This is a genomic window from Microbacterium sp. Bi128 (genome assembly GCF_918698205.1).
In genome coordinates this window covers 1-1,299 of sequence record NZ_CAKKMM010001414.1, presented here as the reverse complement: position 1 = coordinate 1,299, position 1,299 = coordinate 1, and the positions used below count along the sequence as shown (strand labels likewise).

The window sequence follows — 1,299 nt, the reverse complement described above, 5'->3', positions numbered from 1 at the left end:
CCGCCGCGGCCGTGGACTGTGATGCGGATGCTGTCGGCGCTGGATAAGACCGGGCCGGACCGGGTGGCGACGTGGCCCGAGACTCCGGGCAGCACGTGCTGGGCGAGTGCGACGTCGGGCGGGGGGATGCGATCAAGGAGAGCGTCGTCGAGCATGCCGCGGGCGCCGTCGCCGGTTTCCTCGGCGGGCTGGAACAGGGCCACGAGCGTGCCTCGCCACTGGTCCTGGTGCTCGGCGAGCAGTCTGGAGGCGCCCAGCAGGCATGCGACGTGAACGTCATGTCCGCAGGCGTGCATGACGGGCACACGGTCCCCGCCCTGGTCCAGGGCTGTGATGGTGCTTGCGTAGTCTGCGCCGGTCCGTTCCTGCAGGGGCAGCGCGTCCATGTCGGCCCGGAGTAAAACCGTTGGCCCGTTGCCGTTTTGCAGCACCGCAGTGACTCCTGTTCCCCCGATCCCGGTCTCCGTTTGGAAGCCGTAGGAACTCATGCTGCGCGCCACGTTGGCGGCGGTGCGGTGTTCCTGGTGTGAGAGCTCAGGGTTTTGGTGGAGGTCCTTGTAGAAGTCCTCCTGTTCCGGGCGGATTGACTCGTACTGTTGCAATATCCGTTCGGTCGCGGCCACGAGGTCTCCTTTCGTCCGGCTCGAGCGTCCTGCCTTCCCCAACCTACGCCGGGCCGGTCCGACCTGCTAGGTCTTGCCCGGCCGCGCGCCGTGCCGGGACCGGGCAGCGTGCGGAACCCGCCACCGGAAGTGCAGGGAGAGCACCCGCAGGGTGAAGACCACGGCCGCGACGCAGAGTTCGGCCACGGCGTTGAACAGGCTCAGCTGCCACAGGGCTGTGATCAGGGCCGCTCCCAGTAGGGCCGGGACGGCGTAGATGTCCCGGGGGTTGAAGAGCTGCGGGTCCCGGTTGGCGACGACGTCACGCAGCAACCCCCCGCCGACCCCTGTGATGACGCCCAGCATGGCGGCGGAAACGGGGTTCATGCCCGCGTCCAGGGCCGCGACTGCTCCGGTAGTACAGAACAGTGCCAGGCCGCCGGCGTCAAAGACCAGCAGTGTCCGCTGGAACCGCTGGACACGGCGTGCGAAAAAGTAGACCAGCAGTGCAGCGGCCACCGGCGGGACCAGGTGCACCGGCTGGGTGAAAGGCGTCGGGGTAACGCCGATGATCAGGTCCCGCACCACGCCGCCCCCGAGCCCGGTCAGCGACCCCAGCAAGAGCGAGCCCACTATGTCAAAGGCCCGCCGCGCGGCCAGCAGGCAGCCCGAGACGGCGAAGAAGAACGTTCCTAAA

The 1,299-nt window shown here is 68.4% G+C and carries 2 protein-coding genes; both read right to left on the bottom strand.

Features of this window, described 5'->3' with window-relative positions; translation table 11 throughout:
- Positions 1-623 (bottom strand): amidohydrolase (locus tag LQV45_RS33255; protein ID WP_230011996.1); only part of this gene is annotated, 623 nt, incomplete at its 3' end.
- A gap of 66 nt (positions 624-689) precedes the next feature.
- The coding region (locus tag LQV45_RS33250) for a trimeric intracellular cation channel family protein (RefSeq protein ID WP_230011994.1) at positions 690-1,299 on the bottom strand (610 nt) is incomplete at its 5' end.